At 47.3% G+C, this 23694-nt stretch carries 20 protein-coding genes, 2 tRNA genes and 4 pseudogenes; 19 read left to right on the top strand and 7 right to left on the bottom strand.

Annotated features, from left to right (window positions below; translation table 11 throughout):
• Positions 1–16 precede the first annotated feature (16 nt).
• Positions 17–2152: a YccS family putative transporter gene (gene yccS, locus BIY29_RS07215; protein ID WP_121574467.1), complete on the top strand. Its 2136-nt coding sequence runs from the start codon at positions 17–19 to the stop codon at positions 2150–2152.
• Between the two features lie 28 nt (positions 2153–2180).
• Here the strand turns inward: yccS and BIY29_RS07210 are convergent, their stop codons facing one another.
• Positions 2181–2807 carry a TfoX/Sxy family DNA transformation protein gene (locus BIY29_RS07210; RefSeq protein ID WP_121574466.1) on the bottom strand — a complete coding sequence of 209 codons (627 nt, stop codon included), beginning with the start codon at positions 2805–2807 and terminating at the stop codon, positions 2181–2183.
• 222 nt (positions 2808–3029) lie between these two features.
• On the opposite strand from BIY29_RS07210, the gene sulA reads away from it, so the two are divergent.
• Together sulA and ompA are read left to right on the top strand one after the other, a co-directional pair.
• Complete coding sequence (sulA, locus tag BIY29_RS07205; protein WP_121574465.1) at positions 3030–3536, top strand: SOS-induced cell division inhibitor SulA; 507 nt, start codon at positions 3030–3032, stop codon at positions 3534–3536.
• Positions 3537–3898: 362 nt separating this feature from the next.
• Complete coding sequence (gene ompA, locus BIY29_RS07200; RefSeq protein WP_121574464.1) at positions 3899–4948, top strand: porin OmpA; 1050 nt, start codon at positions 3899–3901, stop codon at positions 4946–4948.
• A gap of 67 nt (positions 4949–5015) precedes the next feature.
• Here ompA and matP read toward each other — a convergent pair whose 3' ends face one another.
• Positions 5016–5474: a macrodomain Ter protein MatP gene (gene matP / locus BIY29_RS07195; protein WP_121574463.1), complete on the bottom strand. Its 459-nt coding sequence runs from the start codon at positions 5472–5474 to the stop codon at positions 5016–5018.
• Between the two features lie 209 nt (positions 5475–5683).
• Here matP and BIY29_RS07190 point away from each other — a divergent pair, with 209 nt between their 5' ends.
• Both BIY29_RS07190 and fabA read left to right on the top strand, forming a co-directional pair.
• Positions 5684–7411: an AAA family ATPase gene (locus tag BIY29_RS07190; protein ID WP_121574478.1), complete on the top strand. Its 1728-nt coding sequence runs from the start codon at positions 5684–5686 to the stop codon at positions 7409–7411.
• 91 nt (positions 7412–7502) lie between these two features.
• Entirely contained in the window at positions 7503–8021 is a 519-nt protein-coding gene (gene fabA / locus BIY29_RS07185; protein ID WP_121574462.1) for a bifunctional 3-hydroxydecanoyl-ACP dehydratase/trans-2-decenoyl-ACP isomerase, read from the top strand.
• A gap of 78 nt (positions 8022–8099) precedes the next feature.
• Here fabA and BIY29_RS07180 read toward each other — a convergent pair whose 3' ends face one another.
• Positions 8100–8753, bottom strand: coding sequence for a tellurite resistance TerB family protein (locus tag BIY29_RS07180; protein ID WP_121574461.1), 654 nt, complete (start codon positions 8751–8753; stop codon positions 8100–8102).
• A gap of 250 nt (positions 8754–9003) precedes the next feature.
• On the opposite strand from BIY29_RS07180, the pseudogene BIY29_RS20915 reads away from it, so the two are divergent.
• Together BIY29_RS20915 and BIY29_RS07170 are read left to right on the top strand one after the other, a co-directional pair.
• Positions 9004–9495, top strand: a pseudogene (locus BIY29_RS20915) (RpiB/LacA/LacB family sugar-phosphate isomerase).
• A gap of 224 nt (positions 9496–9719) precedes the next feature.
• Positions 9720–9809: transfer RNA gene (locus BIY29_RS07170), tRNA-Ser, on the top strand.
• 130 nt (positions 9810–9939) lie between these two features.
• Here the strand turns inward: BIY29_RS07170 and yejK are convergent.
• Positions 9940–10950: a nucleoid-associated protein YejK gene (gene yejK, locus BIY29_RS07165; protein WP_121574460.1), complete on the bottom strand. Its 1011-nt coding sequence runs from the start codon at positions 10948–10950 to the stop codon at positions 9940–9942.
• A 176-nt stretch (positions 10951–11126) separates the two neighbouring features.
• Here yejK and BIY29_RS07160 point away from each other — a divergent pair, with 176 nt between their 5' ends.
• From BIY29_RS07160 to BIY29_RS07130, 7 genes and pseudogenes are all read left to right on the top strand, one after another.
• Entirely contained in the window at positions 11127–11357 is a 231-nt protein-coding gene (locus BIY29_RS07160; RefSeq protein ID WP_121574459.1) for a YejL family protein, read from the top strand.
• Positions 11358–11371: 14 nt separating this feature from the next.
• Positions 11372–13135 carry an LPS biosynthesis-modulating metalloenzyme YejM gene (gene yejM / locus BIY29_RS07155; RefSeq protein ID WP_121574458.1) on the top strand — a complete coding sequence of 588 codons (1764 nt, stop codon included), beginning with the start codon at positions 11372–11374 and terminating at the stop codon, positions 13133–13135.
• A gap of 78 nt (positions 13136–13213) precedes the next feature.
• Positions 13214–13290 (top strand) — tRNA-Pro (locus BIY29_RS07150).
• Positions 13291–13477: 187 nt separating this feature from the next.
• Positions 13478–14332, top strand: a pseudogene (locus BIY29_RS07145) (phage integrase central domain-containing protein); the annotation flags it as partial.
• Position 14333: 1 nt separating this feature from the next.
• Positions 14334–14657, top strand: a pseudogene (locus tag BIY29_RS07140) (integrase core domain-containing protein); the annotation flags it as partial.
• A gap of 180 nt (positions 14658–14837) precedes the next feature.
• On the top strand, positions 14838–15077 hold the full coding sequence (locus tag BIY29_RS07135; protein WP_113869790.1) for a type II toxin-antitoxin system RelB/DinJ family antitoxin: 240 nt from the start codon (positions 14838–14840) through the stop codon (positions 15075–15077).
• Positions 15078–15120: 43 nt separating this feature from the next.
• Positions 15121–15543: pseudogene (locus BIY29_RS07130) on the top strand (MATE family efflux transporter); the annotation flags it as partial.
• A gap of 75 nt (positions 15544–15618) precedes the next feature.
• Here BIY29_RS07130 and ompX read toward each other — a convergent pair.
• Entirely contained in the window at positions 15619–16134 is a 516-nt protein-coding gene (gene ompX / locus BIY29_RS07125; protein WP_121574457.1) for an outer membrane protein OmpX, read from the bottom strand.
• Positions 16135–16529: 395 nt separating this feature from the next.
• Here ompX and rhtA point away from each other — a divergent pair, with 395 nt between their 5' ends.
• The 5 genes from rhtA (at position 16530) to glnQ (ending at position 20743) form a co-directional block, all read left to right on the top strand.
• Positions 16530–17393 carry a threonine/homoserine exporter RhtA gene (rhtA, locus tag BIY29_RS07120; protein ID WP_121574456.1) on the top strand — a complete coding sequence of 288 codons (864 nt, stop codon included), beginning with the start codon at positions 16530–16532 and terminating at the stop codon, positions 17391–17393.
• Positions 17394–17691: 298 nt separating this feature from the next.
• Positions 17692–18195: a DNA starvation/stationary phase protection protein Dps gene (gene dps / locus BIY29_RS07115; protein ID WP_121574455.1), complete on the top strand. Its 504-nt coding sequence runs from the start codon at positions 17692–17694 to the stop codon at positions 18193–18195.
• A 399-nt stretch (positions 18196–18594) separates the two neighbouring features.
• On the top strand, positions 18595–19338 hold the full coding sequence (gene glnH, locus BIY29_RS07110) for a glutamine ABC transporter substrate-binding protein GlnH (RefSeq protein WP_121574454.1): 744 nt from the start codon (positions 18595–18597) through the stop codon (positions 19336–19338).
• Positions 19339–19364: 26 nt separating this feature from the next.
• Positions 19365–20024, top strand: coding sequence for a glutamine ABC transporter permease GlnP (glnP, locus tag BIY29_RS07105; protein ID WP_121574453.1), 660 nt, complete (start codon positions 19365–19367; stop codon positions 20022–20024).
• Positions 20021–20743 carry a glutamine ABC transporter ATP-binding protein GlnQ gene (gene glnQ, locus BIY29_RS07100; protein WP_121574452.1) on the top strand — a complete coding sequence of 241 codons (723 nt, stop codon included), beginning with the start codon at positions 20021–20023 and terminating at the stop codon, positions 20741–20743. The genes glnP and glnQ overlap by 4 nt, the downstream gene beginning before the upstream one ends.
• A gap of 61 nt (positions 20744–20804) precedes the next feature.
• On the opposite strand, the gene BIY29_RS07095 is transcribed toward glnQ, so the two are convergent.
• Positions 20805–22682 carry a M3 family metallopeptidase gene (locus BIY29_RS07095; RefSeq protein WP_121574451.1) on the bottom strand — a complete coding sequence of 626 codons (1878 nt, stop codon included), beginning with the start codon at positions 22680–22682 and terminating at the stop codon, positions 20805–20807.
• Between the two features lie 8 nt (positions 22683–22690).
• Positions 22691–23659, bottom strand: a complete 969-nt coding sequence (gene ybiB, locus BIY29_RS07090; RefSeq protein WP_121574450.1) for a DNA-binding protein YbiB — start codon at positions 23657–23659, stop codon at positions 22691–22693.
• Positions 23660–23694 lie beyond the last annotated feature (35 nt).

The raw sequence follows: 23694 nt of genomic DNA, 5'->3' as shown, positions 1-23694 counted from the left end.
GCCAGAGGATATATCGTTGCTTCTATTTACACCAGAGATCCGCCGCTATGTTTATAACAGCAGTTTGCTGTATAACATCCGTATCTTTATTGCACTTACCGGCGCAGCAGCGGTTCCCTGGTGGCTTGGTCAACCGACATCAACTATCCCGGTGACGCTGGGTGTCGTTGCCGCCGCATTAGCGGATCTTGATGATCGCCTGACTGGCCGTCTGCGTAATCTGTTTATTACGCTGGCTTGTTTTTTTATCGCATCCGTCTCGATCGAGCTGTTATTTCCCTATCCCTGGCTGTTTGGCATCGGGCTGGCTTTGTCAACTTGTGGATTTATTCTGCTCGGTGCATTAGGGCAACGTTATGCCACCATCGCTTTTGGCGCGTTGCTGATTGCGGTATATACCATGTTGGGTATCTCCCTTTATAGCAGTTGGTATCAACAGCCCATGATGCTGCTGGTCGGGGCATCCTGGTACAATTTACTCACGCTGCTTGGGCACTTGATTTTCCCCATCCGTCCGCTACAGGACAATCTGGCGCAGTGTTATCAGCAACTTGCGCGCTATCTGGACGCGAAGGCCAATTTATTCGATCCTGATATTGAAGATGAAACAGATAAACCATTGATTGAGGTCGCGATGGTTAACAGTCAGTTGGTTGCAACCCTGAATCAGACCAAATCGTCATTACTGACACGTCTGCGAGGCGATCGCGGTCAGAGAGGCACCCGGCGGACACTACATTACTACTTTGTTGCTCAAGATATACATGAGCGGGCCAGTTCATCCCACGTGCATTATCCGCAGCTACGTGAGAAATTCCGCTATAGCGACATTCTGTTCCGTTTCCAGCGTTTACTTTCAATGCAGGCTCGCGCCTGTCAACAGTTGGCGCAATCTATCTTATTACATCAAAAATATCAGCATAATGGTCGTATTGAACACGCATTCGTGCATCTTGAACTGGCGATTACGCGTATTGCTGAAAACAAAAATTCTGACGCTTCACAAATTAAAGCGTTGCAGTACTTATTGAATAATCTGCGGGCGATCGACGCCCAGTTGGCCACCATTGAATCAGAACAAACCATCGAACAAGAGAATAATCCAGAAAACACCCTTGCCGATGACAAGATTACCGGCTGGAGCGATATTCGTCTGAGAATCAGCCGCCATCTGACTTCCCAATCCGCACTGTTTCGACATGCTGTTCGCATGTCGGTATTACTTTGCAGCGGTTATGCTTTTATTCAGATTACGGGAATGCAGCATGGGTATTGGATCCTGCTGACTAGCCTGTTTGTTTGTCAACCCAACTATAATGCGACACGGCGGCGATTGGCGCTGAGGATCATTGGCACATTGACAGGTATTTTGCTGGGCCTGCCTATTTTGTATTTTGTACCCTCGCTTGAAGGACAACTGACACTCATTGTGATTAGCGGCGTGCTGTTTTTTGCCTTTCGGAATGTACAATATGCCCACGCCACCATGTTTATTACCTTATTGGTTTTGCTGTGTTTCAACCTGCTGGGTGAAGGCTTTGAGGTCGCGGCCCCCCGCGTAATTGATACATTAATCGGGTGTGCCATTGCATGGGCGGCAGTAAGCTTTATCTGGCCGGACTGGCGCTTTCGCGGACTACCTGCCGTCATCAATAAAACACTGGATGCCAATTGCCGGTATCTCGATGCTATCATGGCGCAATACCATCACGGAAAAGATAACAGCCTGACATATCGCATTGCCCGCCGGGATGCCCACAACTGTGATGCGGAATTAGCGTCCGTAGTTTCTAATATGTCATCCGAGCCTCATACCATCAGAAATAAAATGGAGAGTGCTTTTCGCTTAATGTGCCTTAATCACACCTTGCTAAGTTATATCTCCACATTAGGCGCTCATCGCGGAAAAATTTCATCCCCGGAAATCCTGCAATTACTGGATGATACCGTCTGTTATGTTGACGATGCGTTGCATCATCATGAGCCAGAAAACCTGCGTATAGCTCAGGAATTGAATGCTATAGCCAGCCGCATCCAATCCCTGTCAACAGAACCAGATAGCAAAGCGCTATTGGTACTTCAGCAGATTGGTTTACTCATTGAGCTATTGCCCGAACTGACTCAATTAAAAAATGACATGATTAAGTTGTAACCATAGTCAGCAGATAGGCGATATTCCTTCAATGCTTGTGTCCTTTGAAAGAGGATGCAGCATTGCATTCATACCATTCCAGTAGTTCATTACGAATACCCTTCGGTAGTGCAGCCTGATGGGTACCACATATTGCACCGGCAAGCGCCAGCAATATATTAACGCTCAGATTAGCCCTGACCGCCCGCAATTTCAGGTAGCTGGTTTTTGCGCCATGCTGCTGTAATTCATGGATGTTTTTTATGCCGGCCTTCCATAGTAAACGTTCAAGATCGTGATTGAGATTAGGCAAGTCCTTTAAGCGCCCGCCGCCGTTCTTAGCCACTTTGTCATATTGCGCACCTGCCAGTGAGATTCTGGCAAAACGCAGAAGTTGAATATGGTTTTCCCATAGTGATTCCTCAACAAGATAATAATTTAGCGGAAACGGCATTCCGCGCTTGGTATAGATAAGATGGGGCATATTGCGGTTATGAAAGTGCTTTTCATCTTTCTTGCTGGCACGCAGATAAAGCTCACCTTCCGACACCAGCGCAAAAATAATTTTATTTGCTGCAATACTGTAACCACCAAATTGGGAACGCGAGGTTATGTCCCCTAAAGACGCAAAATAACACTTAGATTGCAAAATCCTTTTTTCGCATAACTGTTTCATTACTGTAACCCTTAGTATTGAAATAACCTGTCCCTGTCAGATTGGAATATCGATAACAGGAACAAGTAATTAATCACAGGGCAGAGGCAGCTTCAAACATAAAATGAGCATGTTGGGCATTACATTCAGAATATGCGAAGCGCTTTGAAAAATTTTGGTTGATTTTCATTCATACAAAAGATACTGTATGTGCATACAGTAACACTATGGGTGGAACTCATTATGCGTGCTCAATCCCTCAGTTCTCACAGCGACCAACAGTCTTCGTTTTCCGGTAACCAATTAACTACGGCGTCTTCTGCGCCCTGTGGTGGAATCATTAGCGAAATCGTTTACCATGCCGATCAACCCATAGTCACACATTTGTTGCTTCCACTTTTACAACAGTTAGGTACACAATCACGCTGGCTGCTTTGGTTGTCTCCTCAACAGAAACTTAGTCGTCCCTGGTTACAACAATCAGGGTTGCCGTTAGATAAAATTATTCAGCTAAATCATATCAACCCTATATTGACAATTGATGCTATGGAAAAAGCATTAGTGACGGGAAATTATAGTGCTGTACTGTGCTGGTTGCCGAATGATTTGACTGAAGAAGAGAAGGTAAGATTACGTCAGGCAGCTCAGTCAGGAAACACTTATGGTTTTATCATGCGGCCAGAAAAAACAAATTGCGGCCCCTATAGACTGCTTTCCAACCTGAAAATTCACTCAACATTGTATCATTGAGTAAATTAAGAATTTTCTCATCAATTTTGAAGGGAAATCACAGCATTTCCCAGCAGAGTGGCATTCCAGGGCTTCCATGACGTATTTGATTTAATAGAAAACCAGTGATATATGTCAAAATCATCTACTATTTGTTAGTAAGTATGTATGAATCGCTATTTTTTTTATGATACGAATCACATCATACTTGTAACTTTCTCATCACGTTGTAGACTTTAACACGCTAGAGTTGCTCTTTTATAACGCCAAGTTACTTGGCAGTGAGTAATAAATAAGAGCAAAGTCTCCTGTTAAAGGATTTTAACCAAAGGTCGATTAGCCTTCCGGGTTAATTGCCGATTTGGATGATAATGAGGCGTAAAATGAAAAAAACAGCTATCGCAATTGCAGTGGCACTGGCGGGCTTCGCTACCGTAGCGCAAGCCGCACCGAAAGATGATACCTGGTACACCGGTGCTAAACTGGGCTGGTCCCAGTTCCATGATACCGGTATGTACGGCAACGGTTACAATGTAGATGGAGCCGAGGACAATCAACTGGGCGCAGGTGCGTTCCTGGGTTACCAAGCCAATGAATACTTAGGTTTTGAACTGGGCTATGACTGGCTTGGCCGTATGAAATATAGTGGCGGTCTTGGCGGTGGAGCCTTTAAAGCTCAGGGCGTTCAGCTTGCAGCTAAACTGAGCTATCCGGTAACGCCCGATCTGGATGTATACACCCGTTTGGGCGGTATGGTATGGCGTGTAGACAGTAATGATCACGCAGGTCATAGTAACAATGATACTGGCGTATCTCCGTTGGCCGCTGCCGGTTTTGAGTACGCAATAGACAAAAACTGGGCAACTCGCCTGGAGTACCAATGGGTTAACAATATCGGTGACGCAGCTACTGTTGGCGGTCGTCCTGATAATGGTATGCTGAGTGTTGGTGTTTCTTACCGCTTCGGTCAAGATGACTACGTAGCACCCGCTGCTCCAGCCCCTGCTCCGGCTCCAGTGGTCGAAACCAAGCGTTTCACCCTGAAGTCTGACGTTCTGTTCAACTTCAATAAGTCCACGCTGAAACCAGAAGGCCAGCAATCGCTGGATCAGCTGTACACTCAGTTGAGCTCTCTGGATCCGAAAGACGGTTCAGTTGTCGTTCTGGGCTTTACAGACCGCATAGGTTCTGAGCAGTATAACCAGACTCTGTCTGAAAAACGTGCACAAAGCGTTGTTGATTATCTGGTTGCCAAAGGCATCCCTGCGGACAAAATCTCTGCTCGTGGTCATGGCAAAGCTGATCCTGTTACCGGTTCTACTTGTGACAACGTGAAGCCTCGTGCTGCTCTGATCGACTGCTTGTCGCCGGATCGCCGTGTAGAGATCGAAGTTAAAGGCATCAAAGACGTGGTAACCCAGCCTCAGGCTTAAGTGTTATCACCGAAAAAACCTCGCTTAGGCGAGGTTTTTTTATTCACATGCTAATAATCCTATTTCTCTAATCGCTTTCTTTATTCAGAATCGCTTTAAGATCCTGTTTAAACAATGACATCTGACTGGCGTATTTCTCTTTATGCTCTGCATCCTCAATCAGTTGCACAATAGTGTCCGATAGCGTACTCCCACGCCGTTGAGCTAAACCTGCCAGCCGCTGCCAGACAAGATATTCCAAATCAATCGATTTTTTACGTGTATGCTGATGCTCTGCATTAAAATGACGTTTACGCCGTGCACGGATAGTTTGCTTCATGCGGTTTTCCAGTGCAGGGTTCATACACTGTTCGATCCATGCCAATATCTCTACAGGCTGATTTTCCATTTTTAGCAGTGTATTCACTGACTCCTCAGCCGCACTTTGTTCTATGAAACAAGTAATAGCTTCACCTTCACGGTGCTTCTTCACCAGATATTTCCATTTCCACCCGCACTCAAGATTTTTTAATTGCTGATATTTCATACTAATTTCTTTAGTGACCGCGTAACGTTATTATTAGCATAACAGTTTTTTTCTGACTTTCACCGCTCTCTGTTTATTTTTAAGACTATTTTCTGCGCAAAACAAGTTAATTGGGCAAGGTCATTTTTTATCATATGACTCTCCTCATGTGCAGCCTGCATTATTCTTGTATAATCACGTTTTTCCTTCAGACGATTACATTTGATACTTTGACCAATAACCGACTTGCATGGCAGCATTTACTGCCCAATCATACGCCTTATCAAACGTTATTCACTCAGGCTGCACAGCTTACTCCTGCTGAATTTTCTGCTATTCAGCCGCGTTTGGCCGACAGTTTGATGCTTTTTTGCCATCCTCAGGCCCCTTCACGTTTTATGCTGCTTAAGGCACAGGAGAATAGCGAATACCTGACACTCATTGAACGGGCCGTGAATGCCATCAGCCCTGAAACCGACACATTGTACGGCAGTATATATACAGTAGAAGGCCATGATATTCAGGTACAACCAGCGACACAGGCCACCGACAATTTTGCGTCGCAGAGTACCTGTTGCGGTCAGGAATGGATTGAACCAGAGCAACTATTTGGATGTGTCCGTTATTTTCGGGATGAAATTACTCTCCATCCTGGATTAATTCATCAGGTAAATGGCGGTACGCTGATTCTTTCTGCCAGGGCGCTACTGACACAACCATTAATGTGGTTACGTCTAAAGCAGATTATTACAGAGGGGGTATATCGCTGGCTTTCTCCCGATGAACGCAAACCCCTGCCTGTCGATATTCCACCAATGCCGATGGATATTCGTTTAATCATTCTGGGTGACCGGGAAAGTTTAGGTGATATTCATGATATGGAACCCGATCTGGGCGAGCAGTCAATATATGGTGAATTTGAAGCACAGTTGCAGCTTATTGAAATCGACGACATGGAACGTTGGTGCGCCTATATCAACTCGCTGTGCATAGAAAATGACCTTCCCTTGCTGACAGCCGATGCCTGGTCTGAATTCTTCAATTTGTCAGTGCGTTACAGTGGAGATCAAGGCAGTCTGCCCTTATGCCCGTTATGGCTGGTTCACCAGCTTAAATATGCCGCGCTATACGCGCAAAGTCAGGAAATTAGCGCTCAGACACTCATTGACGCAGTAACCGCCCGTCGCTGGCGGGAAGGTTACCTTCGTGAACGAATGCAGGATGAAATTGAGCTGGGACAAATACTGATTGAAACTGATGGCTATGTCATCGGACAAGTCAATGGGTTATCAGTGCTGGAATATCCTGGTTACCCTGTTATGTTTGGTGAACCAACACGCATCAGTTGTGTGGTACATCCTGGTGATGGTGAATTTACCGATGTTGAGCGCAAAGCGGAACTGGGCGGTAATCTACATGCCAAAGGCATGATGATTATGCAGGCGTTTCTGATATCTGAGTTAGAACTTGATCAACAACTCCCGTTCTCCGCGTCCATTGTTTTTGAACAATCTTACGGTGAAGTTGATGGAGACAGTGCTTCACTGGCCGAACTGAGCGCCTTGATCAGCGCTCTTGCCTTGCAGCCCATTAACCAACAGATTGCCGTGACGGGTTCTGTTGATCAATTCGGTCATGTTCAGCCTATCGGCGGTGTAAATGAAAAGATTGAGGGCTTCTTTGAGGTTTGTCAGCGCCGAGGTTTAACCGGCCAGCAGGGGGTAATACTGCCAGCGGCCAATCTCCGTCACTTGTGCCTACAGGAAGACGTTATTGCTGCCGTTCGCGAAGGGCAATTTCATCTTTTCCCGGTGGAAACGGCACCGGAAGCAATATCATTACTGACGAATCTGGCTTACGACGATGCTCGACAGCCCAATTTGCTGGCGGCAATCCGTGAACGAATCGGGCAATTAAATCCGCAGGAGCGGCGACGCTTTCCCTGGTTTTTCCGTTAATCAAACTGGTTTAACCAGACGTAACGGACTTGCTCGGCGTACATCTGTACGCTAACCTGCGTGCTTCACTAAAACAAGGCTTACAGAGAACATGGTAGATAAACGCGAATCCTATACAAAAGAAGACCTTTTGGCCTCCAGCCGTGGTGAACTATTTGGTCCGCAAGGCCCTCAGTTACCGGCTCCTAATATGCTGATGATGGACCGGGTCGTAAAAATGACCGAAGACGGCGGCCATCATGGTAAAGGATATGTGGAAGCGGAGCTGGATATCAATGCTGACCAATGGTTCTTTGGTTGCCATTTTATCGGCGATCCAGTAATGCCGGGTTGTCTTGGTTTGGATGCCATGTGGCAACTGGTTGGCTTTTATCTCGGCTGGCTGGGTGGTGAAGGGAAAGGACGCGCACTGGGCGTAGGTGAAGTGAAATTCACCGGACAGGTTTTGCCTACCGCGAAAAAAGTCACCTACCGTATTCATTTTAAACGCGTTATTAACCGCCGTTTAGTGATGGGCATTGCTGATGGTGAAGTATTTGTAGACGGGCACTTAATCTATACGGCAAATGAGCTGAAAGTTGGCTTATTCAAGGATACAAGTTCTTTCTGATTTTATCTAAGGGCGAAAAACCACCTAATTTTTCGCCCATGATATCTGAGATTGCGCACTGAACGATAACTATCCGACCTATTTCTGGCTATTCATTTCATTTGCGATCGACTGACGGACATCCTCAGGGATCTTAAGCGATGCAGCCAACGCATCCAGATAGCTTTTCTCCATAAAATGGTCAACGTCAACCACCGCGCAGCTCAGAAAATAGACCTCCAGCGCTTCCTCCTCATTCTTAACATCCCTGGCTAGCAGCTCTGGATCCAAAGGTTGAGCAATGGCTTCCTGTACCCAACGTTGGGCCTCACTACCCAATTGCAACTGCTGGATATTTTCATCAATCCGCTGCTTCTCTGAAGCATCAATATGTCCATCACTCTTGGCCGCAAACACCAGCGCCTGAATCAAGCGCCGTGCACGTATGTCGTCGGGGGATGATTGCACACCGAACTGCGGATCATCCTTATGCGTATCACGTACTCGTTTCTTGTACTGATTCCACAGCACCACACCGGCTGCGGCGCTGCCGCCAATAATCAATGCATTCTTACCCAGCGATCCCATCAATTTTCTGGCGGATTTATTCGACAACAATACACCGGCAAGTCCCCCTAATGCAGCAGGCTTCAGCATATCACCCAGATTACCGTTACCGCCGCCTTGATGATTACCCTGCCTGGGGCTACCAGAACTCAATAGACCCTGAATTTGTTGTATCCAGTTATTCATTTTCCACCTCAAGCAAATAGCGTTACAGACATTAATGTCAGCCTCTTCATAGTAAAACTTGGGAGACATTTTTTTGTCAGGTTATGTATATCAATGAAAAGTCTGGGGGAGATTTTTCATCACGTGCCAGTTGTTGTGCTGCCTTTTTACTGTGCCGATTTGCGCTTTATTTTGGAAACAGTATACTGAATCCAATAAATTGAAATATAGTTTTAAAAAAATAATATATCCATCAAAAAAAGGAACGAACATGAAAATTGCTCTGATTAACGAAAACAGCCAGGCTGGCAAGAACGAGCTGATTGCCGCTACCTTGACTAAAGTTGTTGAGCCTATGGGCCACACTGTTTTCAACTACGGTCAATATTCTGCTTAAGATACCGCCCCGCTGACTTATGTACAGAATGGTATTCTGGCGGCTATTCTGCTGAATTCCGGTGCGGCTGATTACGTCGTCACTGGCTGTGGTGCGGAGTTAAATCTGCAATATATCTTCGAAAAACTGTTCGAATGCGAAGGTGGTCAGGATTATCCGCACGATCGCGTTATTCCAGAGCAGCGCAACAAAAAGATTTTGGATACAGTCAAAGCGGTTGCCTACAAAGATTTGATCACTATCCTGAAGAGTATCGATCAGGGACTGCTGAAAGGTGCTATCAGTGGTGCTAAATTTCAGGAATATTTTTTTGCCAACAGCAAAGATGAAGTACTAACTAGCTACATCAGAAGCCAGCTCCCCTAAGGCTCAACAAAAAAAGGTGCCACAGGTCGTTGTGATCTGTGGTTTTTTTGACCACTCGTTTATTGATTTACACGACAAAAGCATAAATATCGCTTATCCAAGACACCTTTATCCTTCCAGCGTTCAATGCTTAACCAGATAAGCTGAAACCATCAAATACTGCTTGACCGAAGTAAAGTGACTCCCTATAGTAGCGCCCCGTTGCCACCTATGCGGCAACCCCCGGTGAGGTGTCCGAGAGGCTGAAGGAGCACGCCTGGAAAGTGTGTATACGTGAAAACGTATCGAGGGTTCGAATCCCTCCCTCACCGCCATATAAAAGCAAACGCCCTTAGCGAAAGCTAAGGGCGTTTGCTTTTATATGTGATGGGACGTCGTCAGCATTCGACAAAATGGCAGGATTGCCGTTTGGGACCGCCAACGGCGACCCGTACATCAAGAATGTTATTGATTACCACCTGTTAAACGGCGCTGTAATTGATCGCGCAGATTAGGTGGCGTCCCTTTTATGGTTAACGTATCCGTTGCCGGATCCCAGAAAATACGTTCACCTAGCAATAACGCATCGAAATTCAAACTGATACCACCACCGCTGCCGGCAAATTTTGTTAATTGCCGTAGAGTACTGCGATCGGCAGGGAAACTCTCTTCCAGTTCATATCCCTGCTCAGTTGAAAATTGCTGGAACGTTTTCTCACCCAATGAGGGCAAGTCCTGAGACAACGCCGCCAGCTCAATTTCCTCACCGGACTGCAACTGTTCATTACAGTAGCTGTAGACCTGCTGACGATAGTTCTGACGTTCGTTTTTATCCAGTTGCGCATCAGCGCAGTACTCATCCACGGCTTTCAGCAGGCCACGGTTTTGCGCTTTGGTGTCCAAGCCTTCAGAAGCGGCCAGGAAATCCATGAAAAAGTCAGAGACTTTACGTCCTACCCGCCCTTTTAGAAAAGTCAGATAACGTGTTGACTCTGGGTTGGTTTCCCATTCGGTCAAATCAATGCGTGCGACAATGTCTGCATGATTGATGTCCAGATAATGCGTACTACTGATATCAAGTTGCTCGTTGACCCGCATACTGTTGCAGCTATTGAGCACCGCAATCAGCAAATATTCAACGGCCAGATAACGATACTGACAAAACAGAACAATGCCACCTTCGGCAAAAGGGTATTTGGCCAGTTCGTCACGCAAGCGCCCTGTGGCCGCACGCGTGAATTCCAGAAAACCCTCGTCCCCTTTACGGCAGGCCCTGAGCGCATCCGCCAGTTCACTTTGCTCATTAAACAAGCCGTAAGCTTTACTCTTGGCACTATAGACGCGATGCAATTCAGCCATCATTTCTTCCACTGTTGTATTGGTTGACAACAATGAATCACGCAACACCATTTCCAGCGTTTGCTCGTCGCGTTTAATCAGCTGATGCAGGGCAATCTGGCCGATATCCAGACTCATGATAAACTCTCCTTTGGCAAGGAGCGTATTCAAACACCGAACCACTATACCTGCAACCAAAAAGCCGTACTTCACCTGTTGCAAACACACAACCGGTGTAAAATGATAAAAGTGCGGAAAAGGATGTGCCTATACGGTAAGATATCCGACTTTAACAGCTTGAGAAACGCCATTTTATGCCACAATCATCCCGTTACAGTGACGAACACGTTGAACAACTGCTCTCCGAGCTGGTCAATGTTCTGGAAAAACACCATGCTCCAACCGATCTTGCTTTAATGGTACTGGGTAATATGGTGACCAACCTGATTAATACCAGTATCGCTCCTGCTCAACGTCAGGCTCTGGCTCGTTCTTTCGCTGAAGCATTGCAGGCTTCAATTAAAAAAACAGATAAAGCTCACTAATTTTTGACCAACTTATGGTAACCAACCGTCAGCGCTACCGTGAAAAAGTTTCCCAGATGATCAGTTGGGGACACTGGTTCGCATTGTTTAATATTTTGCTCAGTCTGGGGCTGGGTAGCCGCTATCTGTTTGTTGTCGACTGGCCTTCCTCTCTGTTTGGCCGCATTTATGCGTTGGTAAGTTGGCTTGGGCACTTCAGTTTCATCGGATTTGCTGCTTATCTGCTGGTTATCTTCCCGCTGACATTTATTGTCATGTCCCAGCGCCTGATGCGCTTTCTTTCCGCTGCACTGGCGACGGCAGGTCTTACGCTGCTTCTGGTCGACATTGAGGTTTTCACACGTTTTCACCTTCACCTTAACACCACCGTCTGGCAGTTAGTAACAAACCCTGACCAAAGCGAACTTGTTCGCGACTGGCAGCTCATGTTTATCGGCATTCCACTTATTTTTATGGTGGAAATGCTGTTTGGAACCTGGTGCTGGCAAAAGTTGCGCAGCCTCAGCCGTCGCAATTTTGGTAAACCTTTAGCCGGTGTTTTTATTTCGGCTTTCTTCGCCTCACATCTGATGTACATCTGGGCGGATGCGAATTTCTACCGCCCCATTACCATGCAGCGAGCCAATCTGCCACTGTCTTACCCCATGACAGCACGTCGTTTTCTGGAAAAACATGGCTTGCTTGATGCCCAAGAGTATCAGCGTCGCCTGTCGCAACAGGGGGATCCTGAAGCGATGACGGTGGAATATCCTCTGAATGACATCGTATTTCGCGATGGCGGCAGTGGATATAACCTACTGGTGATTGTGATAGATAATGCCCAAACTGATAGTATCCAGAGCAACATGCCAAACCTGGCGCGCTTTGCCGAGCAGAATATTCGCTTTAGCGATCATTACGATTCAGGCATACAGCCAAATGGCGGGCTATTTAATCTTTTCTACGGGATCTCGACAACGTACATGGACGGTATCCTGAGTGCCCGTAAACCATCAGCCCTAATGACCGCATTAAGTCAGCAGGGTTATCAGCTTGGGCTATTCTCCACCACCGGTTTTAATAATTCGCTTTACCGTCAGGCATTGCTGTCTGACTTCTCGCTCCCGGCACCACAAGAACAGAGTGACGAAGCAATTACGGCGCAATGGCAACAATGGCTGAATCACGATAGCAACACCGCCCCCTGGTTCTCTTATATTGAGCTGAACACAACCTCACAAAACGGGGAAACAGGAAAACTTTCCGTGGCAGAACAATCCCGGCGTGACAATGCTAACAGTCAACATGTCGATCAACAGATCGAGCGCATTATCAGTACATTACAAGAAAAAAACGTGCTGGATAAAACCGTCGTTATTATTACTTCCATGCAAAAAAATCTCAGCAAAAGTGATAAAGCAAAGGTTTTCCATCGCTCACAATGGCAAATCCCGCTCATCGTTCACTGGCCGGGTACGCCAGCACAAACGATTACTAAAATGACAGATAACAAAGATGTTATGACCACCCTGATGCAACGTTTACTGCACGTGAAAAACGCAGCAGATGATTATTCCCAGGGAGAGGACCTGTTCTCAGCCCAGCGACGTAATAACTGGCTGGCGAATGGCACTGGGGGCGATTTAATGATTACCACGCCTGAGCAAATCATCATGCTGGAAAATAACGGCAGCTATCGCGCCTATGATCGGGATGGCCGTAAGCTGAGTAATGAAAAACCCCAGCTTGCCCTGCTCTTACAAGTGCTAACCAATGAAAGACGCTTTATTGCCAACTAACTGCCTAAATCTAAAGCAGTCGTTTCATCTGGCTATTGCAATAAGGTCAGGAAAAGGTAGTATAAGCGCCCACAGCATCGGCACGTAGCGCAGCCTGGTAGCGCACCGTCATGGGGTGTCGGGGGTCGGAGGTTCAAATCCTCTCGTGCCGACCAAATACATATTCGGTAAGTATCGTTTACTACCGGAAACCCCACAGAAACCCGCATTCTCACTGAGTTTGCGGGTTTTTTGTTGCCTGTTATCTATCGGGATATCCCGTTTACAGCCGGAAAGTTTGGGACTACATTTGGGACTAAATCAACGTAGTCCCATAAAACCGTAGTCCCAAAGGTAACGATCATGGCAATCCAGGCAAAGCCCCTCACCAATACGGAAGTCAAAGCCGCTAAAGCACTAGACAAAGAATTGTCACTGCATGATGGTGGCGGTCTGCTATTGTTCGTCAAACCTTCCGGCACAAAGACATGGCGTTTTCGCTATTACCATCCACAAACCAAAAAACGCACTACGCTGACATTTGGCAGCTATCCGGCAATCTCTTTGGCTGATGCCAGGCAAATGCGGGAAGCAGCCAAAACGCTCTTAGAAAAAAGTATTGATCCGCAATTCCACCAGCAACAGCAGCGCGAACAAGAGCAAGCCATCAACCTGAACACGTTCGCCAAAGTTTCCGCCGACTGGTACGAAGTGAAAAAATCTCAACCTCTGGCCGAGAACACCATTAAAGATATCTGGCGTTCGCTGGAAAAATACGTGTTCCCGTTCATTGGAACCTCACCTATTACCCAGCTTACCGCTCGTCACTTCATCACCGCGCTGGAGCCGATACAGGCCAGCGGCAAACTGGAAACCGTCAAACGGGTAAGCCAGCGAATTAACGAGGTAATGGGTTACGCGGTTAACTCCGGGCTGATTCCCGCCAACCCCGCCGCCAAGATCCGCAAAGCGTTTCAGACACCGGTTAAAACCCATATGCCGACCATCCGGCCAGAGGCATTACCTGGCTTGATGAAAACGCTATCGGTCGCCAGCATTGAGTTACAGACCCGTTTATTGATTGAATGGCAGCTACTGACTGTTACCCGCCCCGCCGAAGCCGCAGAAACCCGCTGGAGCGAAATAAATCTCACAGAGAAAACCTGGACGATCCCCGCCGGCCGCATGAAGATGCGCCGTGAGCATGTTATTCCGCTGTCCGGCATTTATACGCGGCAACAATGGGCCAGAACTCACTGCCGCTGCTTTAGCCGAATGGGCAGAATTGCACGGCGTGATACTCGATTTTATTCAGCCAGGCAAGCCGATGCAGAACGGATGTATTGAGCGATTTAACAAAACGCTACGAACAGAAATACTCGATATGTATCTGTTCAGAATACTGTCAGAAGTCCGCGTGCTAACAGAAGACTGGCGTGCAGAATATAACGAAGAACGTCGGCATAGCTCACTGGGTGATATGCCACCCGTTATCTATGCGCGGCAAAAACTGGCCGGAGATCCTCATTGGCGGTGGTACTAAAAACCGGAGGGACTACAATGTGACCTGACTCTACTGACCGTGGACGGTGTGGCCTAGCGTACACCGGATAGCCCCTAGTTGCCTTTTCCTATTATAAGCAAGGATGCTCTCTTCCCTTGCAACTAAATAAAAAAAGCGCGACACTACGTAAAGACAAACGTAACTACAAAGGTAAAAGTGATGGGTAGCATTAATCTCCGTATCGATGATGATCTTAAAACACGTTCCTACGCAGCGCTCGAAAAATTGGGAGTGACACCTTCTGAAGCATTGCGCCTTACACTGGAATACATTGCTGAAAATGAACGCCTTCCTTTTAAACAGACGTTACTTAGTGATGAAGATGCTGAATTGGTTGAAATTGTCCGTGAACGCCTTCGCAATCCCAAGCCAGTACGTGTGACGTTGGATGATCTTTAATGTCGTATTTTCTGGATTTTGACGAACATGCATTAAAAGAAATTACATTTTCTGGCTTTCAAACATTGGTTTATGCTTCCTTGCCGTACTATCCATCCCCAGCGCGGAATTTTTGGCATCGTTCTACACCAATGAGCCAGAAGTCATTGCAGTGGTTAAACACCTCATTTGGCTCAATGCACTCTTTACGCCTTTCTGGGCGGCATCATGGGTGCTGCCAGCCGGGTTGAAAGGCGCAAAAGACGCCAGCTACACCATGTGGGTGGCGGTGGCGGGAATGTGGGGATGTCGTATTATTGCCGGATATATTCTTGGCGTTATGCTTGGGTTTGGTGTTATTGGCGTGTGGATGGGGATGTTCTTTGACTGGATTTTCCGCAGTGTGATTTTCTACCGCCGAATGGTAAGCGGACGCTGGCTTTGGCGCTATCATCCCCAGCATTGTTCGGCTGGAAGTCCATCATAAAAATCCGCCTCTAAAGGCGGATTTCATTAACAAAACCAATAACCAGACTTGAGGGATAATACCTCACGCACTAAATTAGAAACGGTAACCCACGCCAACAGCCCAGGTACCTACGTCAACACTGCGAATACGGCTTTGTTCGTAACCCACATCCAGAGCAACATCCTGGATCGGGTTGAATTGCAGACCAGCACCATAAGTGAAGCCATAATCGTCGTTACGATTGTTATCAGCACCGTTAGTTGCATTACTGGTCAGTTTTCCGTGACTAAAACCAATCACACCGTAAATGCTTGCCCAGTCAGTTAAACGATAAGCTGGCCCTGCGGTGAACCCCATATATTGGCCTTTATTGTAGAAACCGTCGTTAGTACCGGTTTTTTCCAAATAAGTGAAAGAACCAATAGCACCCAGCGGGCTGTTATCCCACTCATAACGGTATTTCAGGTTAAAGCCTTTAACTTTGTTGGCCACACCCTGAGCATCACCCTGGGCATAACCTGCCGATACAGTACTTTGACCAGCCAGTGCGGAACCTGCGCTAACGGCTAATACACAAGCCAGTGCTGAAAGACACGCGATTTTTTTCATATATACAGCCTCGAATTCATCTTATGGAAAGATACCTAACGCCATAAATATAACAAAAAAAGAGTGAACTTGCCGCCTGGTAAATATTTATCAATTACATTTTAGATGTAACAAACATTTTCAAATGACGCCATTTTACTAATTACATTAACTTTTATCAGCAGACAGCACGAATAAAAATTAATTCAAAAAAAACCTATAAAACAGAAAATTCTTAATTCTCTGTTCAGTTTGCACACAAGCTATTTAGACGAGATATAAATCAACTCAATATAACGTAAATAAAAGTCAATAAAAGTAAGCGAAAACGGGACAAATCCTTTACAATTGGTCATCCTGGTGGAACTGGGCTTTGATAGCAGCCGTTCTTTCTCATTTCATTTAAGGCCGAAAGAATGACCTTATCTTCTCCACGTATATCAATGTTACTTCCCGTGTTGCTCATTATCGTGTCGATGATATCGATTCAAAGCGGCGCTGCGCTAGCTAAGAGCCTGTTTCCACTGGTCGGCGCCTCTGGCGTGACCGCTTTACGTCTGGGCATTGGTACGTTAATCCTCTGTATCATTTTTAAACCGTGGCGTATGCGTTTTGGCAGCAACCGCTTACCGCTGATAATTTATGGCATCACGCTGGGGGGAATGAATTTTTTATTTTACCTCTCACTGCGCACTGTGCCGCTGGGTATTTCCGTTGCCCTTGAATTTACCGGCCCACTGGCAGTCGCCATGTTGTCATCACGAAAAGTGATTGATTTTTTGTGGGTTATTCTGGCTGTTCTGGGATTGTGGCTCCTATTACCCCTTGGACATAATATCAGCAATGTCGATATACCTGGTGCAATGTATGCCTTTGGTGCAGGGGGGTTTTGGGCGCTATATATTCTTTTCGGACAAAAAGCAGGCGCTAATCATGGCCCTGGAACAGTTGCTATTGGTTCATTCATTGCAGCGGTGATATTTTGCCCTGTCGGTTTGATCTATTCCGGTACTACGTTATTTTCATCCACTGTATTACCACTCGGCATTGCCGTGGCTATTCTTTCCACAGCGCTGCCCTATTCTCTCGATATGATCGCGTTAACTCGCTTGCCGACCAGAACATTTAGTACGCTAATGAGTATGGAGCCTGCAATTGCCGCTATTTCCGGCATACTCTTTCTCAGCGAACATTTATCCTTCATCCAATGGGTGGCGCTCATTTTTATTATTACCGCGTCTACTGGTGCAGTCCTGACCATTAGACCGAGCAAAAAGTAATTACGCTGTGTCAGCGATAGCTGATTCCCCCGAAAGTGGCGCCCAAACGTATCCGTTTCCGGGGGGAGGGAGAATATTGATAAAACATGTGTTTATATCTGAAAGAAAATAATATTCAATTTTTATAAATAAGAATAATTATCATTTTGTATAAAACTCCTGATAATAAAGGTTATTTTTAATATGCTATAACTATTTATTCAATCGGTAATTATTTTCAATACGTTGCTTTATTACTGCTATAATTAGTGACGTTGAATAGCAAGATTATGAAAAATTAAATAAAGAGGACAATATTATGCGCACCGCTAAACTGGTAAACTCCGCATCTTCCGATCTTATCTACACGCGTAACAATTTGGATGACGAAGTTAAAACCTCTACTATCAAGCTGTTAAGTCAGCTGGTAGTGGACTTGATTGATCTATCTCTGATAACAAAACAGGCGCACTGGAACATGCGTGGCGCTAACTTTATTGCCGTCCATGAAATGCTTGACGGCTTTCGCACAGCCATCACCGATCATCAGGACACGCTGGCAGAGCGTGTTGTTCAGCTAGGCGGCGTAGCGCTGGGTACAGTACAGTTGGTGAATGAAAAAACCTCACTAAAAAGCTATCCTACCAATATTCACAGCGTACAAGATCACCTTAAAGCACTGGCTGAACGTTATGCCGTTGTTGCTAACGCGGTTCGTAAAGGCATCAGCAAAACTGAGGATGAAGATACTGCCGATATCCTGACGGCCGCATCACGCGATCTGGATAAATTCCTGTGGTTTATCGAATCCAATATTGAGTAAATGGCTATAAGGGCTGCTTATTGCAGCCCTTTATTCCGCTTTCTCTTCATTTGAAATCAATCTTTTCCCTATCCTGCTAACTCTATAAGCATACCGGACACTAACTTTTCATTCTTTCAGTCGCAGTGCTCAAAAAATTAGCGCTTACTCGTAATAATTCGGCATAACGCCAATCAACAGTTGTTTCACCTGCATAAATTAGTTAATCATAGCTGCGCCTTGCTTTATGACAGTGGAGTTAATCCATAGTGTCGGCGCGGTAATTACATAAAAACAACAGGTTAAGTAAAATACTTGGTAACTAACCTAATGTTTTAACAGGTTTTTTATTTCTTACTAATATTGATATAGCCTGTAAAACAAAAGGCTTCCCACAACTGGTACAATAGGAAGGATTTGATGAAATCACTACTGAAAGCCTCTTTGGCCGCATTGACGCTGGCCATGAGCATTTCCAGCTACGCCGCAGAGAAAGAACTGATTGTCGCCACTGACACCGCTTTCGTTCCCTTTGAATTCAAACAGGGTGACAAATACGTCGGTTTTGACATTGATCTCTGGGATGCCATCGCCAAACAACTCAATGTGACCTATACCCTGAAGCCTATGGACTTCAGCGGCATCATTCCTGCATTGCAAACCCGCAATGTGGATCTGGCGTTGGCAGGCATCACCATCACCGACGAGCGTAAAAAAGCAATTGATTTCTCTGAGGGTTATTACAATAGCGGCCTGTTGGTTATGGTGAAAGCCGATAACAACGACATTAAGGGTGAGAAAGATCTTGCCGGGAAAGTGGTTGCAGTAAAAAGCGGCACCGGTTCAGTTGATTACGCCAAAGCGAATATTAAGACCAAAGATCTGCGCCAATTCCCGAATATTGATAATGCCTATATGGAATTAGGGACTAATCGGGCGGACGCCGTGCTGCACGATACGCCGAACATTCTTTACTTCATTAAAACTGCCGGTAATGGTCAGTTCAAAGCCGTAGGCGACTCGATTAAGGCACAGCAATACGGTATTGCTTTCCCGAAAGGCAGCGACTTGCGTGACAAAGTCAACGGCGCGCTGAAAACACTGCAAGAAAACGGCACTTATGCTGAGATCTACAAAAAGTGGTTTGGTGTAGAACCTAAGTAATTGCCGATTTAATCTGGAGATATTTCATGCAGTTTGATTGGAGCGCCATCTGGCCTTCTCTGCCCCTTTTGTTAGAAGGGGCAAAAATGACCCTGCTGATCTCAGTATTGGGTCTGCTTGGCGGCTTGGTTATCGGTGTTCTCGCGGGCTTTGCCCGCGCTTACGGCGGTTGGTTTTCCAGCCGCATCGCACTGGTATTTATTGAAATCATCCGTGGTACGCCAATTGTTGTACAGGTGATGTTCATTTACTTTGCCCTGCCGATGATTTTCACCTCGGTACGGATTGATCCGTTTGCCGCTGCGGTGGTCACTATTATGATCAACTCCGGCGCTTACATCGCGGAAATTACCCGCGGTTCGGTGTTGTCGATTCATAATGGTTTTCGGGAAGCCGGGCTGGCGCTGGGATTATCCCGGCGCGCAACACTGCGTTATGTCATCGCGCCGCTCGCGCTGCGCCGTATGTTACCGCCGCTGGGCAATCAATGGATCATCAGTATCAAAGATACGTCATTGTTTATTGTCATTGGCGTTGCGGAACTGACCCGTTCAGGTCAGGAAATCATCGCCGGTAATTTCCGTGCGCTGGAAATCTGGAGCGCGGTAGCCGTGATTTATCTGTTCATCACGCTGGTACTCAGCTTCATTCTGCGTCGTCTGGAAAGAAGACTTAAGATTATATGATTGAATTTAAAAACGTTTCCAAGCACTTTGGTCAGACGAAAGTTTTACATGACATCGATCTGAAAATTAATCAGGGTGAAGTGGTGGTGATTATCGGCCCTTCCGGTTCAGGTAAATCCACACTGCTGCGCTGTATTAACAAACTGGAAGAGATTACCAGCGGCGAGCTGGTTGTTGATGGCCTGCAAGTCAACGATCCACGTGTTGATGAGCGTCTGATCCGTCAGGAAGCCGGCATGGTATTTCAGCAGTTTTATCTGTTCCCACATCTGACGGCATTGGAAAACGTGGCGTTCGGCCCTATCCGGGTTCGCGGCGCCAGTAAAGCGGAAGCGGAAAAGCTGGCGCAGGGGCTGCTAAGTAAAGTGGGGCTGTCTGAACGTGCGCATCACTACCCTTCTGAGCTTTCCGGTGGTCAGCAGCAGCGTGTCGCGATTGCGCGGGCATTAGCCGTTAAACCTAAACTGATGCTGTTTGATGAACCCACCTCGGCGCTGGATCCTGAGTTACGGCATGAAGTGCTGACGGTAATGAAAGATTTGGCGGAAGAAGGAATGACCATGGTCATTGTTACCCACGAAGTGGGTTTTGCGCACAAGGTCGCCTCACGTCTGATCTTTATCGACAAAGGCCGTATTGCTGAAGATGGGGATCCGGAAACGCTGATTACCCATCCACCGAGCGATCGCTTACGTGAATTTTTACAGCATGTATCCTGATACCTTGATGTAATCCATCGGCCGTAAGACAGCAAGAATAAGCTGTTTTACGGCCATTTTATTATCTCTGCGTCTGTGCATTCATGCCGTATTCCCGTTCAATGAACGCAGAAAAATCACGGCACATCACCTCGTCACCCTGTTCATTATCGGCTAGCACGCGACTACCGTCGACCACGCGTATCCGTGCGGATAAATCAAAATCAGCCGCAGGCTGAGGACGTTGCAACGCCAGAGCCATCGACGCTTCCGCGCGCTGCCAGGCCTCTTCCACCGTCAGATTACATGCCTGCGCCAGATAAGCGGGATTGAAACCTTCGCCGGTCAGACTTCGCAATGTGTCATCATGGCTGACGCTATTGCCGGGCAACCAGTAATGTTGCGCCAGATCGGGGCCAATCGCCGCATTGTCCGTCAGATAACCGTCACGTTGCAGGAAGTAATGCCGCGTTTGCTCTACCGCCATTAACGCCAGCAAATACCCCTGATACGAACAGGCCGACTCCATTGACAGCAGATGGGGGATCGCCAGTGTTGGCCGCGGGCTGCCGCTGATCCCCAGAATGCGCTGTTCAATATCCCGCGCCAGTTTCGTCATCGCCTCCGGCGTGCGTTGCTCGTCGTGCCAGGAATAGAGTTCCCATTCAAAGTAAGGCACCAACAGGATATGTCGTTCATTAAACGCCCGCATCGGCTGCCGCGTACTGATATCGGCACGGATCAATTCATCGGGGATGACCTCTCCCTGCGCGTTTTTCGCATAGCGTTTAAGCCAGTCGGCATCATGCAGCAGGCTGTCGCAGAACATGGATTGCGTTTCCGCATAGGCCATCGACGTGGGCGGGAACTCCTGTGAGAAACAGGGGGCATTCTGCCGGATATTAGCAAAATGCGCGGCATGTCCACCTTCATGAAACAAGGTGTTTATACCGCTGGCGCCGCTGCCGACCTGATCTGGTTTCGCCAGGCTGGTGAAATTAATTCGCGCCGGGATCCATTCGCCCTGCTGAACAAAAGGAGGAACCGGTGCGTGCATAAAACCATTCTCATACTTGCCTTTACGCACCAGCAAGTCGAGCTGTATTTCTGCTCCGTTAAAACCAATATGCAAGCGCTTGAAACTGTTTATCCAACGCGCAAGCGATGCAGCAAACGGGAAATAGGGATCGAGCTGACGCGTCACATCGCCGGCGCTGGCGTAACGAATATTCCACGGTTGTAATGCCTGTTGCCCTTTTTCAGCGGCCAGATCCCTCAGGCGGCGGGCATTCGCTTGCCGGGTTTGCTCTTCAAAAGGATCGAGAATGGCAAAGAGCTGTTCCGGGGTCATTCGCTCGGTTTTATTAACCTTGTAATCAAAATAGTTACGATATCCCATCTGGCGGGCAAAACGGTTACGCAGGCCGATCAGTTCAGGAAAACCGTTATGCAGCAGCCATTGTTCCAGATCGCGCAGAGCCTGGTGTGAACTCTGCCGGTACGCTTCTATATCATTGGTCGCCTGATTGGTCAGCAGTTCGCCCAGCGATGCCGCTACCCGCTCACCTTTTGCATCCACATGCGTCATCTCATAGGCTTTACGCTTTGCATACAACGCACTTTCAGCCGCAATGATTTCATCCATCAATGCCTGCGCCCTGGGATCTTCAATCACATTACAGTCAAAAAACCGATACCACCCCTGCAAACCATGCAGTAATGCCTGCTGACTGCCATTTAGCGGGCTATTTTCCACCACCGTTATATGTTCGCGCAATTCAACCAGTCGCTGTGGCTGGGAAATAAAGCGCTTATAGGCACTTTCCGCCGCGGAAAACCGGGCAGTTACCTCATCACTTCCGGTTGCCATATAAAGCTGCCAGAACAGATCTTCTTTGGTTTGGTGAACTGCAAGATAATCGCGGTTCAACGCATTAAAATAATCTATAACCTGTTGCATAATCCCCTCTAACCCAGACGTTTTCTGATGGTTGCGACGGCCTGTTCCATTGTAGGCGCTTCACCGGTCGCCACCAGGCAGCAGGCCAGTTGCAGACGAATCGCCTGCGGCAGTGCCATCTCCCCCGCCAGACATTGCGCCGTCCAGCGTGCCGTTGTTACTGCATCTTTCGCTATTGGCAAAGCATCAGGGGCCACCACGATATCCTGACGCAATTGCAGAACCTGGGTTTTCTGCTGGTGAATAAAGTGAATTTCCGGGCAGCGCTGAGGACTGGCATACACTTCTCCCTCCGTGCCATGCATCAACAATGCCCGCCCGGCAATGTCCCTGAAAAAAGTGCCGACGCGGGATACATACTCTGGGTGAGAAACACTGGCGAGACTTAATGCCTCACTCTGGGCAAAAGGCGTGGCAACTTTGGCCAGAGTATGGCTGCTGTTACGCACCCCCATGCGCCAGCGTAGCTGCAACTGCCGATCAATGGCCGGACACAGCACCGAAACAGGAATAAAAACCGGCTGGCCCTCATCGAGCTGTTGTTGCGCCTGTTCAGCATTGTCCACCGCCGGGAATCCAAGATGATGCAATATTTCAGCACTGGTCACTCGGGTAGGATCTTCGCTCACCCCGTGGACCACCACAGGGAAATCCAGTTTTGCCAGCAGAAGTGCCAGCAGCGGCGTTAAATTGGCCTGCTTCCTGGCACCGTTATAACTGGGGATCACCACCGGCATCGGACGCTGCGCCGGTGGGCGCAGGCGAATAACCTGTTCCTCCATTGCCTGATAAAAACCACACATCTCCGCTTCAGATTCCCCTTTAATGCGAAAGGCAATCAGCAACCCACCCAGCTCAAGTTCCGGCACATCACCATTCAGCATCAGGCGATATAATTTATAGGCTGTCTCCTGATCCAAATCTCGGGCATGATTTTTACCGCGCCCGACCTCTTTGATAACTTTGGTGTAATCCATGCTGGCCTCTTCATTAACCGCAACACCGTTAATAG

The sequence above is a fragment of the Brenneria alni genome (assembly GCF_003666245.1).
GTDB lineage: Bacteria > Pseudomonadota > Gammaproteobacteria > Enterobacterales > Enterobacteriaceae > Brenneria > Brenneria alni.
Note: the sequence above shows the minus strand (reverse complement) of the source record. Positions and strands in the feature narration are given on the sequence as shown.

Excerpts from the sequence above, each read along its gene's own strand:
- dps (WP_121574455.1), top strand. The coding sequence starts at position 17,692 with ATGCGCACCGCTAAACTGGTAAACTCCGCATCTTCCGATCTTATCTAC.
- matP (WP_121574463.1), bottom strand. The coding sequence starts at position 5,474 with ATGAAATATCAGCAATTAAAAAATCTTGAGTGCGGGTGGAAATGGAAA.
- fabA (WP_121574462.1), top strand. The coding sequence starts at position 7,503 with ATGGTAGATAAACGCGAATCCTATACAAAAGAAGACCTTTTGGCCTCC.
- BIY29_RS07180 (WP_121574461.1), bottom strand. The coding sequence starts at position 8,753 with ATGAATAACTGGATACAACAAATTCAGGGTCTATTGAGTTCTGGTAGC.
- BIY29_RS07210 (WP_121574466.1), bottom strand. The coding sequence starts at position 2,807 with ATGAAACAGTTATGCGAAAAAAGGATTTTGCAATCTAAGTGTTATTTT.
- ompA (WP_121574464.1), top strand. The coding sequence starts at position 3,899 with ATGAAAAAAACAGCTATCGCAATTGCAGTGGCACTGGCGGGCTTCGCT.
- ompX (WP_121574457.1), bottom strand. The coding sequence starts at position 16,134 with ATGAAAAAAATCGCGTGTCTTTCAGCACTGGCTTGTGTATTAGCCGTT.
- yejM (WP_121574458.1), top strand. The coding sequence starts at position 11,372 with ATGGTAACCAACCGTCAGCGCTACCGTGAAAAAGTTTCCCAGATGATC.
- sulA (WP_121574465.1), top strand. The coding sequence starts at position 3,030 with ATGCGTGCTCAATCCCTCAGTTCTCACAGCGACCAACAGTCTTCGTTT.
- glnQ (WP_121574452.1), top strand. The coding sequence starts at position 20,021 with ATGATTGAATTTAAAAACGTTTCCAAGCACTTTGGTCAGACGAAAGTT.
- glnP (WP_121574453.1), top strand. The coding sequence starts at position 19,365 with ATGCAGTTTGATTGGAGCGCCATCTGGCCTTCTCTGCCCCTTTTGTTA.
- BIY29_RS07135 (WP_113869790.1), top strand. The coding sequence starts at position 14,838 with ATGGGTAGCATTAATCTCCGTATCGATGATGATCTTAAAACACGTTCC.
- rhtA (WP_121574456.1), top strand. The coding sequence starts at position 16,530 with ATGACCTTATCTTCTCCACGTATATCAATGTTACTTCCCGTGTTGCTC.
- ybiB (WP_121574450.1), bottom strand. The coding sequence starts at position 23,659 with ATGGATTACACCAAAGTTATCAAAGAGGTCGGGCGCGGTAAAAATCAT.
- BIY29_RS07160 (WP_121574459.1), top strand. The coding sequence starts at position 11,127 with ATGCCACAATCATCCCGTTACAGTGACGAACACGTTGAACAACTGCTC.
- yejK (WP_121574460.1), bottom strand. The coding sequence starts at position 10,950 with ATGAGTCTGGATATCGGCCAGATTGCCCTGCATCAGCTGATTAAACGC.
- BIY29_RS07095 (WP_121574451.1), bottom strand. The coding sequence starts at position 22,682 with ATGCAACAGGTTATAGATTATTTTAATGCGTTGAACCGCGATTATCTT.
- glnH (WP_121574454.1), top strand. The coding sequence starts at position 18,595 with ATGAAATCACTACTGAAAGCCTCTTTGGCCGCATTGACGCTGGCCATG.